Annotated in this window: 13 protein-coding genes; 9 read left to right on the top strand and 4 right to left on the bottom strand. The window is 58.0% G+C overall.

Annotated features, from left to right (window positions below; all coding sequences use genetic code 11):
- Positions 1 to 135 precede the first annotated feature (135 nt).
- Entirely contained in the window at positions 136 to 684 is a 549-nt protein-coding gene (gene nudE / locus AAE514_RS11060) for an ADP compounds hydrolase NudE (protein ID WP_347331599.1), read from the bottom strand.
- A gap of 39 nt (positions 685 to 723) precedes the next feature.
- On the opposite strand from nudE, the gene yrfG reads away from it, so the two are divergent.
- The 4 genes from yrfG (at position 724) to AAE514_RS11040 (ending at position 4,612) form a co-directional block, all read left to right on the top strand.
- A complete protein-coding gene (gene yrfG, locus AAE514_RS11055) occupies positions 724 to 1,392 on the top strand; it encodes a GMP/IMP nucleotidase (protein WP_347331598.1) in 669 nt (222 codons plus the stop codon).
- Positions 1,393 to 1,400: 8 nt separating this feature from the next.
- Positions 1,401 to 1,793, top strand: a complete 393-nt coding sequence (locus tag AAE514_RS11050) for an RNA-binding S4 domain-containing protein (RefSeq protein ID WP_347331632.1) — start codon at positions 1,401 to 1,403, stop codon at positions 1,791 to 1,793.
- Positions 1,794 to 1,886: 93 nt separating this feature from the next.
- Positions 1,887 to 2,756, top strand: a complete 870-nt coding sequence (hslO, locus tag AAE514_RS11045; RefSeq protein ID WP_347331597.1) for an Hsp33 family molecular chaperone HslO — start codon at positions 1,887 to 1,889, stop codon at positions 2,754 to 2,756.
- A 710-nt stretch (positions 2,757 to 3,466) separates the two neighbouring features.
- Positions 3,467 to 4,612, top strand: a complete 1,146-nt coding sequence (locus AAE514_RS11040; protein ID WP_347331596.1) for an AGE family epimerase/isomerase — start codon at positions 3,467 to 3,469, stop codon at positions 4,610 to 4,612.
- A gap of 51 nt (positions 4,613 to 4,663) precedes the next feature.
- Here the strand turns inward: AAE514_RS11040 and AAE514_RS11035 are convergent, their stop codons facing one another.
- Both AAE514_RS11035 and AAE514_RS11030 read right to left on the bottom strand, forming a co-directional pair.
- Positions 4,664 to 5,680, bottom strand: coding sequence for a LacI family DNA-binding transcriptional regulator (locus AAE514_RS11035; protein ID WP_347331595.1), 1,017 nt, complete (start codon positions 5,678 to 5,680; stop codon positions 4,664 to 4,666).
- 108 nt (positions 5,681 to 5,788) lie between these two features.
- Positions 5,789 to 7,375 (bottom strand): MFS transporter, encoded by a 1,587-nt coding sequence (locus AAE514_RS11030; RefSeq protein ID WP_347331594.1) that lies wholly within the window; start codon positions 7,373 to 7,375, stop codon positions 5,789 to 5,791.
- Positions 7,376 to 7,720: 345 nt separating this feature from the next.
- On the opposite strand from AAE514_RS11030, the gene AAE514_RS11025 reads away from it, so the two are divergent.
- The 5 genes from AAE514_RS11025 to AAE514_RS11005 all read left to right on the top strand — a co-directional run bounded on the left by AAE514_RS11025 (position 7,721) and on the right by AAE514_RS11005 (position 14,981).
- A complete protein-coding gene (locus AAE514_RS11025) occupies positions 7,721 to 9,595 on the top strand; it encodes a sodium:solute symporter family protein (protein ID WP_347331593.1) in 1,875 nt (624 codons plus the stop codon).
- A gap of 257 nt (positions 9,596 to 9,852) precedes the next feature.
- Positions 9,853 to 11,034: a 4-O-beta-d-mannosyl-d-glucose phosphorylase Mgp130 gene (mgp130, locus tag AAE514_RS11020; protein ID WP_347331592.1), complete on the top strand. Its 1,182-nt coding sequence runs from the start codon at positions 9,853 to 9,855 to the stop codon at positions 11,032 to 11,034.
- On the top strand, positions 11,034 to 12,251 hold the full coding sequence (locus AAE514_RS11015; protein ID WP_347331591.1) for an AGE family epimerase/isomerase: 1,218 nt from the start codon (positions 11,034 to 11,036) through the stop codon (positions 12,249 to 12,251). The genes mgp130 and AAE514_RS11015 overlap by 1 nt, the downstream gene beginning before the upstream one ends.
- 61 nt (positions 12,252 to 12,312) lie before the next feature.
- Positions 12,313 to 13,647, top strand: coding sequence for a glycoside hydrolase 5 family protein (locus tag AAE514_RS11010; RefSeq protein ID WP_347331590.1), 1,335 nt, complete (start codon positions 12,313 to 12,315; stop codon positions 13,645 to 13,647).
- Positions 13,648 to 13,814: 167 nt separating this feature from the next.
- Complete coding sequence (locus AAE514_RS11005; RefSeq protein WP_347331589.1) at positions 13,815 to 14,981, top strand: glycoside hydrolase family 27 protein; 1,167 nt, start codon at positions 13,815 to 13,817, stop codon at positions 14,979 to 14,981.
- Between the two features lie 296 nt (positions 14,982 to 15,277).
- On the opposite strand, the gene AAE514_RS11000 is transcribed toward AAE514_RS11005, so the two are convergent.
- The gene (locus AAE514_RS11000) at positions 15,278 to 17,005 is read right to left on the bottom strand and encodes a bifunctional protein-serine/threonine kinase/phosphatase (RefSeq protein ID WP_347331588.1); all 1,728 of its coding nucleotides are present in this window, start codon (positions 17,003 to 17,005) and stop codon (positions 15,278 to 15,280) included.
- Positions 17,006 to 17,084 lie beyond the last annotated feature (79 nt).

The following is a 17,084-nucleotide window of genomic DNA, read 5'->3' as shown; positions in this document are numbered from 1 at the left end:
CCATGTCGGTCTAGCATAGCCCAAAAGGGAGTACTAGTTCTGTGTCCCGCTAGACTGTTTAGTTCCCAAAAACCGGGTTTGGCGCATTAGTCGACATTGGCGGTTATAAGGCGTTTGCGCTGGAAAAGCGTCGGCTCAGCCTTGCTTGTCGAGCCAGGCTTTGGCATAGAAGAGGGCGGCAATGCTGCGCCCCTCACAGACTTCGTCCATTCCCACCAAACTGAGCAGGTCGTCAAAGGCCATGGGCACCACCTCAATGGGCTCGGGCTCGTCGCCTTCCAGGCGTTCCGGGTACAGGCCCCGGGCCAGAATTACGTTGATACCATGCTCCATATAGGCGGGCGAGAGGTGCATGCGCTTGAGAAAGTGCAGTTCCCGTGCGCCGTAGCCGATTTCCTCTTTCAGCTCCCGGTTGGCGGCCTCCAGGGGCTCCTCCCCCTTATCCACGGCTCCCTTGGGCAGGGCTAGGTGGTAGTCGTGAATGCCGGCGGCGTACTCGCGAATCATCACCACCTTGCCATCGTCCATGATCGGCACCATTAACACGGCCCCGGGGCCCCCGGCGCACAGTTTTTCATACACCCGCTCCTCCCCATTGCTGAAGCGAAGGAGCAACTCGTCGGCACGAAAGAGACGGCTGCGGGCCACGGTGTGACGCTTTAATATCTCGGGTTTTCTGGGCATACTGAACATCAAACTCCGCTGTAAAGGCTGTTCCCGGCAATGATCAACTGGCAAGCGATCGACACCGTGTTACTCGATATGGATGGTACCTTGTTGGACCTCCATTTCGACACCTATTTCTGGCTGACCCATCTGCCCAAGCGCTACGCGGAAATCCACTCGCTGGATCAGGCCGCGGCGCGCGAGGCGTTGCTGGGCCAGATTGAAGCACGCCAGGGTACCCTGGAGTGGTACTGTCTGGAGCACTGGTCCCGGTCCCTTTCGGTGGATATTCGCGCGCTTAAAGAGGAAATTCGCCACAAAATCCAGATTCGCCCCCATGTGGAGACGTTTCTCACGCGCTTGCAGGCCCACGGCAAACGTCGGCTGCTGGTCACTAACGCCCACCCCTTGAGCATCTCCCTCAAGCTGGAAGAAACCGCCATTGACCGGTGGCTCGATGGTATCATTTCCTCCCATGAGCTGAGTGAACCCAAGGAGTCCCAACGCTTCTGGGAGCGCCTGAATGAGCGCGAGCCCTTTGACCCGGAGCGCACGCTGTTTGTGGACGATACGCCCCGCGTGCTGGAGGCGGCCAGAGACTATGGTATTCGTCACCTGCTGTGCATCCACCAACCGGACAGTCAGGAGGAGCGCATGATTGAGGAATACCCCGCAATTCACCATTTCGACGAAATTACGCCGTCAGAGCTGCCGAAAACCCTATGAGTGACACACTGGATAAAGTCCGCGTTGATAAGTGGCTCTGGGCCGCCCGCTTTTTTAAAACCCGCAACCTAGCCAAGCAGGCGGTGGAGGGGGGCAAGGTCCAGTGCGATGGCCACCGCGTCAAGCCCAGTAAAGAGCTTACCACTGGGCTGATGTTGACTATCCGCCAGGGCTACGACGACAAAACCGTGTTAGTCAAAGCGCTGTCCGACAAGCGCCGGGGCGCGCCCGAGGCGCAGCTGTTGTATGAAGAAACCCCCGAAAGCATCGCCAAGCGCGAAGAGCGTGCCGCTCAGCGCAAGGCCGGGGGCCTGGCGGGCCAAATCATTAGCGACCACCGCCCCAACAAAAAAGAGCGGCGCCAGATTCACCGTTTCCAGCGCCAGCAATTAGACCCCTAACCAGTAACTAGGCCCCTAGCCAGTAACGAGACCCCTAGCCAGTAACGAGACCCCTAGCCAGTAACGAGACCCCTAGAAAAGTAGCGAGACTCCATGCCCGACAACGACTTACTGCACCGTTTTTTGTTCGATGAATGTGACATCCGGGGTGAAATCGTCACCCTGGAGGATAGCTATCAACAGGTGATGAACAATAACCCCTACCCCGATGGCGTGCGCGAGCTGCTGGGCGAGTGCCTCACGGCGGCGGCGCTGCTGTCCAGCACCCTGAAATTCAACGGCATGATCAGCCTGCAGGCTCAGGGGGACGGACCGGTCAGCATGGTAATGGCCGAGTGTAATCACCACCGGGACCTGCGTGGCATTATCCGCCTGGCCGACGCCAACGACCGGCCCCAGGGGCGCGGCGTGGGGCAGCTTCTAGGCAAGGGCATCATGGCCATTACCATTGAGCCGGAGCGGGGCGAGCGTTATCAGGGAGTGGTGCCGATGGACAGCGACAGTCTCGCCCATTGCCTGGAGCATTACTTCCTGCAGTCGGAGCAACTGAAAACCCGCCTGTGGTTTGCCACCGGGGAGAAAACCTGCACGGGCCTGATGCTGCAGGTGCTGCCCAGCCAGAAGAACGCGGACCCGGACAAGAACCGGGACCACTGGGAAACCCTGGGCACCCTGGCGAGCACGGTTACCCCGCAGGAGCTGCTAGAGCTGCCCCACGCCGACTTGCTTTACCGCCTGTTCAATGAATATCAACTGAGGCTGTTTGAGCCCGGCAAACTCCGGTTCAAATGCAGCTGTTCGCGTGAGCGCAGCGCCAATGCGTTGCTGTCACTCGGCCAGGAGGAGGTGGAGCACCTGTTGGAAGAGCAAGAGGGCAAAATCGATATCGACTGCCAGTTCTGCAACCAGCATTACGTATTTAACGCCGCCGACGTGGAGGCGTTGCTGGGAAGGTTTCACTGACCCCTGGCCGGTTGAACCCCGGCCCCCTTCCCGAAGGCGCTTCCCGAAAGCCACTGAGAATGAGGCCTGCGGGGCTATCAAGCCGCCTCAGCGGTTTGCGGGAATGCCGCTGAAATCTTTTATTGTCACCTTGACAATATCGCAAATCCGGTCTTATAATCATTATTACCATAAGCAATGTCCGTGGTGTGGTGAGAGGCCATCCCCTTTCTGGGCTCTCATCCGGTTGCAACTACCCTGTGCGACCTCCAGACAGAGCTGTGTGTCTTGGTAGACGTTGTTTTGGTTGTATCTTTTGTTCTCTCCATGTTTTACCGGGCTGTTTTTGCAGCCCGGTTTTTTCTTTTTAGGCCCCCTCTAAAATTGCGAACTGGTTCCAGAAAACGAACAAAAGGCTTGAAACCGGTTACAAAATTGAGCACAATCCTTTCATGGCTGAGACGGGTGTCGGCGGCATTAATGCCTAACCGGTTACATTTGCCTCAGCCAACTCTGCTGTGAACACCGTCAGGATGGGCGGCTGTGTACAGTGAGCTTTTACCCAAGCTGTTGTACCCCTTGGCCCCGGCTGCTCGGCAGTCGGGGCATTTTATTGGGACCTCCGAAGGCGGCCCGGGTACCCCTTGTGGCGGAGGACGGTTACACTACTGCTCCCGCCGGAGTGATCAGTAAGAGACAAACCGTTTAACCAAAGGTTGGAAGAACTGGATATGACCGACACCATCAAGGACGCCGCCGAGCGGCTGGAACGCTGGATTACCCAAGAGGCCTTGCCCCTGTGGCAGCGGTTGGGCCTGAGCCCGGAGCAGGGTGGGCACTACGAAGCTCTGAACGCCGATGGCGGCATTGACCTGGACTCCAAAATCCGGGTCCGGGTGCAGGCTCGCCAGGCGTTCTCTTTTGCGTTTGCTCACCACCGCGGCTGGTGCGATGGCGAGGCCGTGGCACGTCAGCTCATGAGTTTTGTACACGATCACACCGCCCACCCAAGCGCCGGCGGCGGTTTTACCCACCTGATGGGCCCGGATTTCGAGGTCATTGACCACAAGCAGGACCTGTACGATCACGCCTTCTTTCTGCTGGCCTATGCCTGGTGTTACCGGGCCTTCGGCGACACCGCTTACCTGGCAGGAGCAGAGCGCCTGATCGCTCACCTGGACCGTCGCTTCGGCTCCATCCACGGCGGCTGGATCGAGGGGGATTACGACTACCCATGGCGCCGCCAAAACCCGCACATGCACCTGTTTGAAGCCATGATGGCGTTGTACGAAGCCAGTGGCGAGGGCCGGTGGTTGGCTCGCGCCGGGGAAATCTTTGCCCTGTTTCAGACCCGCTTCTTCAGTTCCGAGCGGGAAGTGTTGTTTGAATTCTTTGAGGAGGATTGGCAGCTAAAACACGCCCCGGCCCAGGCACCCGTGGAGCCGGGACACATGTTCGAGTGGGTCTGGTTGCTGGACTGGTACCATCGCTTGACGGGTCACCCGGTAGAAGCTTACACCGAAGCACTCTATCGCAAAGGGCTTGAAATCGGCTTGGTGCCCTCGGGGCTGGTGCTGGATGAAGTGCTGCCGGACGGCACACCCCGGAAGCACACTCGCCGCTCCTGGGGGCTGACCGAGTTGATTAAGGCTCACCTGGTGCGCGCCCGGCAGGGCGACCCGGAGGCGGAAGGCCGGGCGATAAAGGCCCTTGGCGATCTGTTCACCTATTACTTGACCGCGACCACGCCCGGCGCCCATGTGGACCAGCGCGGGAGCGAGGATGAAGTGACCATGGACAAGGCGCCCGCCAGCACGCTCTACCACTTGGTGGTGCTGGCCGCCGAGGTGTCGGATTACGCCCGCACGGCCCCCTAGCGCTCGGTCCCATGGGGGGCCGGGCCTGAGTTAGGTGGCGGGAGTGGTTTCCTAAGCGCTACCGGGTTCGGCCGCGTCGGGGGCCGGTGCGGTGCTCTTGCGAATAATAAACTCGGTGGGCAGCACGCACTCGGTTTGCGTTAGCGGCTCTCCCTCGATGATTTTCAGCAGCATGTCCATGGCCATTTTGCCCATTTCCTCGGCGGGTTGGGACATGGTGGTCAGGCTGGGGTCGCAGTACTTGGCGTAGGCGATGTCGTCAAAACCCGTGACCGACATATCCTCCGGAACCCGAATGCCCTGGGACTTCAGCGTCTGAATGGCCCCGATGGCCATCTCATCGTTCATGGAGAAAATGGCCGTGGGCCGGTTTTTCATGTGGCAGAACTGAAAGGCACTGTTCAGGCCGGACCACATAGTGAAGTCCCCCTCGGCCACCAGCTCGGGCTCGAACGCAATGCCGTGGGCCGCCAGACTTTCTTTATAGCCCTTCATCCGGTCGATGGCGTGGGGGTTGTCTTTCAGGCCCGAAATGACCCCAATGCGACGGTGCCCGAGCGAGATTAGATAATCCACCATGGTTTTGGCCGCGCCCCGGTTATCGATGCGCACGGAGGGGCCCGTGGTGTACTCACAGCCACAGGCGTTCACCGAAGCGATATCCGCCGGAATCACATTGTGGGCCTTTTCCGAGTGCGGCCTTAGCTGAAGCAGGCCGTCCGCCAGGCGCGTTTCCACCCGCCGGATGTACTCCATTTCCCGCTCAGGGGTGCCTCGGGTATCTCCCAGCAGCACCGCGTAACCCTTTTGCTGGGCTCGGTCCTCGATGGCGCGAATAACCAGCGAGTAAAAGGGGTTGGCGATGTCCGGGACCAATACCACGATGGCGTAGGAGCGGGCCGAGCGAAAGTTGCGGGCGAGCATGTTGGGGCGGTAACCGACCTTCTCAATCGCTCGGTGTACTTTACTCATGCTCTCTTCCGACACCTTCTCCGGGTTGCTCAGAGCACGGGATACGGTGGCTACGGAAACGCCGGCTTCACGGGCGACATCGCGAATACTGGACATAGTGGCAACTCTTTGGTGGACAAGCCTGGATTATGGCACAAGTTACGACAAACACCGACCGGTGCCGTCCCCTCCGGGGCCCGTCTGGGCCGCCGGAGGAGAGGGGGGTTAGGAGTCGGCGAGGCCAGCTTCGCGGCGGCGCTGACGCAGGTCGTATTCTATCTGATTCATGCGCTCGGCGTTGAGCGGGTATACCACCAGCAACAGAATGGAGACGAACGCGAAAATCGACGGAATCCAGCTCATCAGCGAGATCATGCCGCCGGTGGCTTGCTGGATGGTGCTCGGGTCCGTGCCCACGTAGCCATAGGCGTTGAGCACAATCAGCACCAGCGCCCCGGCGAAACCGCCACCGGTTTTCTGGATAAAGGTGCCGGCCGAGTAGAACAGCCCCGTGGCGCGGCGGTTGTGCTTCCACTCGGAGTAGTCCGCCGCATCACCCAGCATGCTGAAGACCAGCACCGGCATAAACGCGGCGAAAAACTCGGCGGCCCCACCGATGATAAAGACCCAGAGCACCTCGCCCGGGGGAACCAAGGCGATGGTGCAGGTCAAGAGGCCGCTGACGGCCAGGGAGATGACAAAGAGAGTTTTCTTGCCGAGCAGGCGAGCCAGGTAACCCGCCACCAGCGCCGCGACCATGGACACCAGCAACAACACGATAAAGTACCAGCCCGAGAGCGAGGCATCGCCGACATAGTGCTTGAAATAGTAGGCGATGATTCCGTACTTGATGCCGTTGAACAGCATGGTCAGAAAACCCAGACCCAGAATCATCAGCCAGGGCATATTGGTGATCAGGTCGATCAGGTCCCGCTGCGAAGGGGTGGTTTCGCTTTCGGGCTTGCGCACCAGCTTACGAACAAAATAGCCGGTCAGGAACAATACCACGGCGCAGATTACGCCGGTGTACAGGCTGTTCAGTTGATAGGTGGCGTCCTCGCCCTGCGTCAGGCTGTAAAAGAACGCCGAAATGGCCAGTAATGGAACGATAATCAGAGGAAGGTTCAGGCTGAGGTCGGTCAGCTCTTTGCGTAGAGAGGCCGTATTCGCCACGGATTCAACCCGCTCGCGGGTGGTGAAAAAGGTCACCAGGCACAGGGCTACCAGCAGCGCGGCAAACATATACATGGTGTACTGGTAACCTTGGGCATCGTCTCCCTGCCCGAACAGCTCCACCAACTGCGGGGTGAACCCCATTACCAATACGCCGCCGAGAAAGGCGCCGAAGAAGCGGTAGCCGGACAAGACACTGCGCTCGTTGTGGCTAGGGGTCATCACGCCCATCAGGGCCGAGTAGGGAACGTTGTTCACGGTATAGGCGAGCGTCAACCCGATGTAGGTGAAGTACGCCCAGAGCAGCTTCATCTCGGGGCTGAGGTCCGGGGCGGTAAAGGCCAAAACCATAAACAGGCCCAATACCGGTGCGGACCAGAGAATCCAGGGGCGAAAGCGGCCGTGTTTTGACTTGGTGCGGTCCGCCACCATGCCCATGATGATGTCGGTCATCCCGTCGGAGAGGCGCACCACCAGCAGGAGCAGGGCGGCCGCCGCGGCGGAAATGCCCAAGGTATCGGTATAGAAAATGGCCAGATAAGCCAAGGCTCCTCGCCAAACCAGGTTGGCGGCGGCATCGCCCATGGCGTAGCCACTTTTCTCCAGTAGGGAAAGTCTGTGTTGAGTTGGTTCCGTCACTGCACACCTCATGGGTTTTGTTATGTGGGGGGTGGAGTCCGTGCCTGTGCCGATTGCCGATTGTTCTTTGGTATTGCCTAACAGGCCGCAGAGAGAGGGCTTCTGCTGGATCAGGCCACCCCTGTTGAGAGCGGGGCTAGCATAATGGGCGGGTTGGTAAATGTACAGTGAGATGCGATGACAGGCGCCATGGCCCGGTGGCATTTCAGCGAAAAGGCGCTTGCAATGCGTTATGGAACCGGTTACATTTGTGTCTGTTTGAGCGCCAGGCCTCTCTTTGACCGCATTGGTTCGCTAGCGTCTGACGTCGTAGAGAAGATGCATCACAATAACGGGATAGACCTTATGGAGTTTCAGCTTGCCACCCTCGACCTCGTGGTTATTTTTATTTACGGGCTCGCCACGCTGGGAGTGGGGCTCTGGGTCTCGCGCCGGGCGTCGGGCAACATTCGCAGTTATTTTTTGGGCGGCAACAAGCTGCGCTGGTATTTTCTGGGTATTTCCAACGCCTCGGGCCAGTTCGATATCAGCGGCACCATGTGGCTGGTTTCCCTGCTCTTTATTTACGGGCTGACCAGTATTTACATCCCCTGGCTCTGGCCAGTCTTCAACCAGATTTTCCTCATGGTGTTTCTGTCGGTTTGGTTGCGCCGCTCGGGCGTGATGACCGGCGCGGAGTGGATCACCTTCCGTTTCGGCGAAGGCCTGGGTTCGCGCCTGTCGCACTTGAGTGTGGTGGTGTTTGCCCTGGTGGGGGTGATGAGCTTTCTCGCCTATGGCTTTATCGGTATCGGTAAGTTTGCGGCGGTTTTCCTGCCGTGGCAGCTGCACGCCGAGCCCTACTGGAACGAAGTCCTTTACGGTCTGATTATCACCGCGATTACCACCGTCTATGTGGTTAAAGGCGGGATGTTCAGCGTGGTGTTCACAGAAGTGCTGCAGTTCTTCATTATGACCATCGCTTGCGTGGCGGTGGGCATTATCGCCATGCAGCAGGTTTCCCCCGAGGTGCTTCAGGCCGTAATCCCCAACGGCTGGACCGATGTGGGGCTCAAGTGGACCCTGGATATGGACTGGAGCGGCACCCTCGATGCGGCCAATACCCGAATCGCCGCCGACGGCTACGACATGTTCGGTATCTTCTTCATGTTGATGTTGCTCAAGGGCATCCTGGTCAGTATGGCCGGGCCCGCCCCCAACTATGACATGCAGCGGATCCTATCGGCCCAGTCTCCCTCCGAGGCGGCCAAGGTCAGTTGGTTTGTGAACGTGGTGATGCTCTTTCCCCGTTACATGTTGATTACCGGCCTGACCGCCCTGGCGCTGACGTTCTTTATGGATGACCTGAGGGCCATGGGTGAGGCGGTGGACTTTGAGCAGATCCTGCCCATGGCCATGAAGCATTACGTACCGACCGGCCTGCTCGGCCTTCTGATTGCCGGCCTGTTGGCCGCCTTCATGTCCACCTTCGCGGCCACTACCAATGCGGCCCCGGCCTATGTGGTCAATGATATCTACAAGCGCTATATCAACGACGATGCCGACCCCAAGCGGTACGTGTACCTCAGCTACATTGTCTCCGTCGCCTTCGTGGTGATCGGCGTGGGTATTGGTCTGTTTATTCCCACATTGCACGAAATTATCCAGTGGATCGTCAGTGGTCTCTACGGCGCCTATGCCGCCTCCAATGTGCTCAAGTGGTACTGGTGGCGCTTCAACGGGTACGGCTACTTCTTCGGCATGGTGGTGGGGCTGATCATTGCCCTGGGGTTGCCCATGCTGACAGACCTGGACCCGCTGTATGCCTTTCCCTTTATGCTCGCGGCTTGTCTGTTCGTCTGTGTCGTTGGGTCTCTACTGACACCGCCGGACGATATGGATGTGCTCAAGCGCTTTTACGTTAAGGTCCGCCCTTGGGGGTTCTGGGGCCCGGTACGCGATGCCGTGCAAGCCGATTACCCCGGCGTTAAGGCCAACCCTCATTTTTGGCGGGATGCGGCCAATGTGGTGGTGGGCATTGTCTGGCAGACCGGTTTGGTGGCTGCGCCCATCTTTATGGTGATCCAGCACTGGCAGGAGTTTGCCACAGCAATGGCGGTGGTCGCGGTGACCAGCCTGTTCCTTTGGCGTAATTGGTGGTGCAAGCTGGAAGAATACCCAGACGATATGCCGGCAGAGCTGGTTCGGGAAGCGGAAGAGAGCATTGTTTCCAAGCATTAATGGGTCGGCAGGCGCCCCTTGAGGGCGCCCCCGAGCTGAAGTGAGTGTGAAAGGAGGTTGCATCTCGGACTGTAACCGATTACATTATAGTGAAAGTTCTTATGTGTATCGTTGTCTTTATGAGTGGCGGAGCGCCACATGGACAACGGGAGAAAGGGGCGGTTTCGAAGCCCGTAGCGGTGGCCACCGACCCTATTTGTCTAATAAATCTCGGCTTGTTGTTGATGAGCCGACCACCAGTCAGGACTTAACGTTTCATGAGTGACTTTAATGACGCCGTTCAGTCGCTGTTGCGCGACCACGAACTCCTTGTTACCCGCAAGAACCGCCCGGCCGTTGGCGGGAATGGGGTATACCAACGTTGGCAGAGCCCGATTCTGACCGCTGATCACGCCCCGGTATTCTGGCGTTACGATCTCAACCCGGACACCAACCCTCACCTGATGGAGCGCCAGGGGGTGAATGCCACCTTCAATGCCGGCGCCCTGTATCGGGACGGCAAGTACTTGTTGGCGGTTCGGGTGGAAGGAGATGATCGCAAATCCTTTTTTGCCATTGCCGAAAGCCCCAACGGCGTGGACAACTTCCGGTTCTGGGACTATCCGATCACCCTGCCGGAAACCGATCGCCCCGACACCAATGTCTACGACATGCGTTTGACCCAGCACGAAGACGGCTACATCTACGGCCTGTTCTGCACCGAGCGCAAAGATGAAAGCCAGCCCAATGACCTGTCGGCGGCTGAGGCTCAATGTGGCATCGCCCGCACCACAGACCTGATCACCTGGGAGCGCTTGCCGGACTTGGTGACCTATTCCGGCCAGCAGCGCAACGTGGTATTGCACCCCGAGCTTGTCGATGGCAAGTACGCCCTTTACACCCGCCCGCAGGACGGCTTTATCAGCGTTGGGAAAGGTGGCGGCATCGGCTGGGGGTTGAGCGAGTCCATGGAAAATGCCGAAATCAAAGAAGAAGTGATTGTCGACGGCAAGGCCTACCACACGATTAAAGAAGTGAAGAACGGCCAGGGGCCGGTACCGATCAAAACCGACAAGGGCTGGCTGCACCTGGCCCATGGTGTGCGCAATACCGCCGCCGGTTTGCGTTACGTGTTGTACCTGTTTATGACCGAACTGGAACGGCCCTGGGTGGTCACCCACCGCCCGGCGGGCCATTTTATTGCCCCCAAAGGGGAGGAGCGCGTGGGCGATGTGTCCAATGTGACGTTTGCCAACGGCTGGATCGTCAATGAAAACAACGAGGTGTTTATCTACTACGCCTCATCGGATACCCGCATGCATGTGGCCACCTCCACCGTGGACAAGTTGGTGGACTACGTGCTGCATACTCCGGAAGACGGGCTCCGCTCCGCTGCCTCGGTTGCCAACCGCAACCAATTGATTGCGGCGAATCTCAAGCTATTAGAGGAATGGAAATAATGGCCGTGGACGAACTCGAATACGACGATCGGCAAAAAGCGCTGCGTCGGGAGTTTTACGTCGAACTGGAGCGTATTGCGCACTGGTGGCTGGACTACGGTTGGGACCATGAGCGCGGCGGTTTTTTTGGCGAGGTGGGGGTGGACAACACGCCGGTGCCTGAAGCCGAAAAGGGCGTCGTACTCAATACCCGGATACTTTGGTTTTTCTGCGAGCTTTCCCGGACGGTGGATGCCCCCCGTTACCGGAAGGCAGCCGAACGCAGTTACCACTATATTCTCGAACACTTTCTGGACAAAGCCCACGGCGGCGTCTATTGGATGCTCGACTGCAACGGTCGGCCCACGGACACCAAGAAACAGGTGTACGCCCAAGCGTTTGCCATCTACGCGCTACTGGCTTATTACCAGTTAACTCAGGAGCCGCGTGCGCTCTGCGAAGCGAAGAAGGCGTTTGCATTGCTTGAACGGCATACGGTGGACCGGGAGAAGGGTGGCTATCTGGAAGCTTTCACTCGTGAGTGGGAAGTGATGGAGGATGCCCGTCTGAGTACAAAAGATCTTAACTACCCTAAAACCATGAATACCCACCTGCACGTGGTGGAAGCCTATACCACTCTTTATCAAGTGGATCCTTCCCAAGACGTGGCCGATGCGCTGCGGTATTCGATTGACTGCTTTGACCGTTATATTATTAACAAAGGCAATTTCCACTTGCGGATGTTCATGGACCATGACTGGCGGGACCATTCCCCCGGCTTTACCTATGGCCATGATATTGAGTGCAGTTGGCTTCTGGCCAAGGCCGTGGAGTCACTGGGAGATGAATCCGTTACCAGGCGGCTTCGACCCACCCTCATCGCGATGGCCGATGTGTGCCTGAAGGAGGCAATGGGCGAGCATGGCGAAATGTACGACGGCTATGAATTTGACCGGCATCGAGTGAATCAAGAGCGAGTGTGGTGGGTTCAGGCCGAAGCCATGGTCGGCTATTACAAAGCCTACTGCCTTAGCGGGGAGGATCGCTTCTACTTGGCGGCTGAGCGGCTGTGGCGGTTCATGCAAAAGTACCAAATGGCGGGCGACAGTGGTGAATGGTTGTGGCTGTCCACGCTGGATGATCAGTCCCACGCACCGCCTTACAAGCTGGGCGCATGGAAAGGGCCGTACCACAACGGCCGGGCCATGCTGGAAATGATTCGCATGTTGAACAACTAGCAAGCGACAAACCAACCCTTTTAACAATAATCTGAAGGTCGTTATGGTGGCTATAAAAACAATGTTCTATCGAAAGCTCATTTTGCCGGTGCTGGCGGCGCTGGTGTTGACGGCCTGCGGCCAGACATCGATCAGTGAAACCTCGGAGCAAAGCGGTTTTGTTCAGGTGGACGGCCGTCACTTTGTGCTGGACGGGGAGCGTTACTATTTTGTGGGCACCAACTTCTGGTACGGCGCCTACCTCGGTTCGCCGGGGCCGGAAGGCGACCGTGAGCGTCTGTTGCGGGAGTTGGATAACCTCAAGGCCAACGGCATTACCAACTTGCGGGTGCTGGCGGCCTCGGAAAGCAGTGAACTGATGCGTGCCGTTCAGCCGGCTCTGGTCGAGGAACCGGGCGAGTACAACGACAATCTGCTCAAAGGTCTGGACTTCCTGCTGGCGGAAATGGCCAAGCGGGATATGAAAGCGGTTCTCTATATGAATAACTTCTGGCAGTGGTCCGGCGGCATGTCCCAGTATGTGGCCTGGCTGACCGGCGAGCCGGTGATGGACCCGGATAAAACCGGGGAGTGGAACGCATTTATGCAAAACTCCGCGCGCTTTTATCGTATGCCGGAAGCCCAAAAGTGGTACCGGGATGTCATCAAAACCATCGTAACCCGCACCAACAGCATTAACGGTCGGCGCTACAATGAAGATCCCACTGTCATGTCCTGGCAGTTGGCGAACGAGCCCCGTCCGGGCAGCGACGCCGACGGACGGCCGTACTTTGAACACTTCAAAAACTGGATTCACGAAACGGCCAAGTACATCGACTCGTTGGCACCCAAACAGTTGGTAAGCACCGGCAATGAAGGGGCAATGGGCGCGCTGCGGGATATTGAACTGTACCGTGAAGCGCACGAAAGCCCCTACGTGGATTACCTGACCTTCCATATGTGGCTAAAAAACTGGAGCTGGTTTGATATTCACAACCCCGAGGCTACCTACGAGAGTGCCATGAAAGAAGCCTATGACTACATGAACGCCCATGTGGATCTGGCCAATGAAATGGGCAAGCCCATTGTTCTTTCCGAATTTGGCGTCGAGCGTGACCAAGGGCGTTTTGAGCCCGGCACTTCTACCCAGTATCGGGATGATATTTACGCGGCGGTATTTGATTTGATTCACGAGCGGGCCGCCGCGGGCGATGCCATTGCCGGCACCAACTTCTGGACATGGGGCGGCTCGGGCCGGGCGGGGCAGAGCGACTTCATGTGGGCCGAAGGGGATGACTACACCGGTGATCCGCCCCAAGAGGCACAGGGTCTTAACTCGGTATTTGATACCGACGCCTCCACCCTGGAAGTGATTCGTGCCCATGCGGAAGAAATGCATGCACTGGATAAACCCTAACGCATAGGCATACCGACTGAAAAAACCGTCGCGCCCCAAGCGGCGGTTTTTTAAGCCTCAAAACAACTTATAAGATAGATCCGACAAACAAGATAGGTGAGCAGCTGATGAAATACTCTCCGTTAACATTACTGATAGGCCCGCTGTTGTGGTGGGTTGCATCCGGTGTGAGTGCACAAAAGTTCGAGGGGCTGGCTGACACTCCCGCTTTGGGATGGAATAGTTGGAACACCTTCGCCTGTAACGTGGATGAATCCATGATCAAGGAGATGGCCGACGCCATGGTGGAGTCCGGCATGAAAGCGGCCGGCTATGAATACATCAATATTGACGATTGCTGGCACGGCGAGCGCGATGCCGAGGGCAACATTCAGGTGAACCAGGAGCGCTTTCCCTCCGGCATGAAGGCATTGGCCGATTACGTTCACTCCAAGGGCCTGAAGCTGGGTATCTACTCCGACGCGGGTCACACTACCTGTGCCGGTTACCCCGGTAGCCGCGGCCACGAATACCAGGATGCAAAAACCTATGCTGAGTGGGGCATCGACTATCTCAAGTACGACTGGTGCGATACCGAAAACATCAACCCCATCGGCGCCTACACCACCATGCGCGACGCCCTGCACGAAGCCGGCCGGCCGATTCTGTTTAGCATCTGCGAATGGGGCGACAACCAGCCCTGGAATTGGGCCCAGGACATTGGCCACTCCTGGCGTATCAGTGGCGACATTTATCCCTGTTGGGATTGTGAACTGAACTGGGGTTCCTGGTCCTCCTGGGGCGTTTTGAAAATTCTGGATATGCGCGATGAGGTTCGCGTGCGCCAGTACGCTGGCCCTGGCCACTGGAACGATTACGACATGATGGAAGTGGGTAACGGCATGACCCCGGCGGAGGATCGTTCGCACTTTTCCCTGTGGGCCATCGTCAACTCCCCGCTGATTGCCGGTAACGACCTGCGCACCATGTCCGACACCACCCGGGACATCCTGACCAACAAAGAGATCATTGCCCTGAACCAGGATCCGTTGGGTGTGCCGGGCATGAAGTATTTGCACGCGGGCTACCTGATGATTTACGTCAAGCCGCTGGAAAACGGTGAATGGGCGTTTCTGTTCTTGAACCGGGGGGATGAAACCCTGAAGTATACCCACGACTGGCAGCATCATTTTGAGGTGAAGGATGATCAGTTCGGCCACAGCATCGACTTCAACCACGACAGCTTTACCTGGCGTCGGTTGTGGGAAAAGGGCAGTGGCGATACCGAGAAACCGCTGACCTTGAACATCCCCGCGCATGACGTTGCGGTATTGCGGCTGACTCCAGAAGCCTGAGAGTGATGGTTTGGTAACGGCGGATGCACCTGCGCTCCGGCACGTCGGACCGATCCGCCCACACGAAACACTTATCCGTGGGGCAATGCGTCCCGCCCGGTCCGCCGAGGGGTCTACCGGTTGTAGACCCGCCGTAAATACATCCCTGTAGGCTTCTCATCGGCATCCATGCCTCAGAGAGTCTACAACCGGTAGACCCCTCGGCGGACCTCAGTGCCAACCCGTAGCTGATGGGGCGTAGGGCGGATAAGCCAAAGGCGCATCCGCCGTTGCCAGCTCCGAAACTCGTTCCGTCGTCAGCTACCCCATAGCTGCAAGGCCAATACGGCCGCGGTCGCCCATCCCACCACTGCTACCATCGGCCATACCCACTCAGGCTTTCGCTGTATCAAAGGCATCGATGTGTTTTGCTGCCAGCGTGGATTGGGTCGCTGCAGATCCTGCCACCATTCCGACAACGCAGCGTAACGCTGCTGCGGATGAATGCTCAGCGCTTTCTGCAAGGCCCGGTCGAGCCAATAGGGCACCAAGGGGTTATGTTGGCTCGCCGGAATGTATTTCAGCTTCTGAAACTCCCGCCAGTCCATCGCTTTGCCATAGGCCGCGCCGTAGGGATTGTGACCGGTGAGCATCTCGTACAACAATACAGCCAATGAAAACTGATCGGAGTGCGGCCCGGTTTCCCCGCCAAAACGGTACTCGGGGGCGGAGTAGTCCAGCGTGCCCAGAATTCGGTCGCGGGTAAACGGCGCTTCAATTTCCTCCACACTGGCCACCCAGCAGGAACCGAAGTCGACGATAACCGGGCCGTTTGAACTGAGCACAATGTTGTCCGGCTTTATATCCTGGTGGAGCGTTTCCTTTCGATGCAAGGCGCGAATCCCTCGCAGCAACTGTCCGGTAATCTCCACCGCATCGGAAATATTCAGTGGCCCTCGCTCGGCCATCATCTGCCCCAGGGTCGGGCCGGGAATATACTCCGTAAGGTAGTACAGGCAAGAGCGCGCTTGCGGCGGCTGCACCACCACCCGCGCGACTTGTGGACTTTGAATGCGCGCACCGATCCAGGCCTCCATGACAAACCGCTCGATATACGCCGGGTCATCGTTATAGAGCACCGAGGGGGTTTTCATGATCAACGCCCGCTCTTCCGGGTCCCGCACCAGGTAGACCTGGCTGCGGTTGGATTCGTGCAGGCGCTGCTCCACCCGCAGCCCATCGAGGGTCTGTCCCACCTCCAGCAATGGCGGAAAGGGTAAATGCGCCAGCACCTGCATGGCGTCATCCTGACTGGCACTGCCGAGCTGCCGGACCGTGGCCACTTGAATACTCAGGTTATCGTCGCTGCCGTTATCCAACGCCGCCTTGAAGGTTTTATCGACCAAGTGCTGCGGGTTCTCGCAATGGGTTTTGATCAGCACCCGAAACGCGTCGGGGCGGAGGTGATCGTGAATCCCATCGCTGGTGAGAATAAACACGTCTCCGACATGGACTTCCAGCGTGTGAAAATCCACATCGACACTGACGTCGGCCCCCAACGCTCGGCTTAAGTAGGTGTCATGTTTGTTGAGCCGCTGGCAGTGGTCCCGTGTCAGTTGTTCGAGTTGGCCATCGCGCCAGAGGTAGACGCGGGTATCGCCCACGTGAAAGAGGTAGGCGTTGTTGCCTTTAAGAATCAGGGCGCTGAAGGTGGTGAGCAAGCCTTCGTCGTAAACGCTGTTGCGGCTGAGGCCCCAGAGGCTCCGGTTGAGTGATTGCAGTACGCGCTGTGCGGATTTACGAGTGCTCCAGGTGTCGGGTGTGGCGTAGTAGTCGGTAAGAAACCCGGTAATGGCGGTCTGGCTGGCTTCCCGCGCGGCTTCGCTGCTGCTGACGCCGTCGGCCACGGCCATGGCGATGCCTTTGTTGGTAAGCAGCGGGTCGTCGGGCAGCCGGGCACCAATGGTGTCCTGGTTTTCGGCCTTTTGCCCGGCCTCGCTACGCTGGGCAAAGTCGATGCTGAGTTTGGATTTTAGGTGGTCCATTTTTAATCTTTATTCATTTGGATTTGGATTCTCCAGAGAGACCGGTCTGAGGTTGGGTACACCATTGGTAGACCCGCCG

Origin of the sequence: Marinimicrobium locisalis (assembly GCF_039822625.1) — a bacterium.
GTDB lineage: Bacteria > Pseudomonadota > Gammaproteobacteria > Pseudomonadales > Cellvibrionaceae > Marinimicrobium > Marinimicrobium locisalis.
Note: the sequence above shows the minus strand (reverse complement) of the source record. Positions and strands in the feature narration are given on the sequence as shown.